This is a genomic window from Klebsiella sp. 2019SCSN059, from assembly GCF_021739525.1.
In the GTDB taxonomy this organism is placed as follows: Bacteria; Pseudomonadota; Gammaproteobacteria; order Enterobacterales; family Enterobacteriaceae; genus Klebsiella; species Klebsiella quasipneumoniae.
This window is the reverse complement of sequence record NZ_JAKKOM010000172.1, coordinates 1-246: the sequence shown is the minus strand read 5'-3', so window position 1 is coordinate 246 and position 246 is coordinate 1. Positions and strand designations below refer to the sequence as shown.

Sequence of the window (246 nt, the reverse complement as noted above, 5' to 3'; positions counted from 1 at the left end):
TGCCGTGTTTCCTCGCGGGCAGCATAGTCTACGAGATCGTCGGCACCCAGGCCAAGCTGCGCTCCGATAAATTCGATGACCTCTGCAGGGATCAGTTCGCCTGGAGCCAGCACCCGGCCGGGATAGTGCAGGACACACAATTGCAGGGCGAAGCCGAACCTGTTGTGAACGCGCCGACGCAGCCTGATATGCCCAAGGTCTTCATCACTCAGCGTATAGTGCTTGAGCAAATCCGTCTGTGAAGTC

General features: G+C 58.1%; 1 protein-coding gene. It reads right to left on the bottom strand.

Annotated features, from left to right (window positions below):
• A partial coding sequence (locus tag L2I46_RS29460) for a DUF4158 domain-containing protein (protein WP_236948425.1) occupies positions 1-246 on the bottom strand: 246 nt, incomplete at both ends.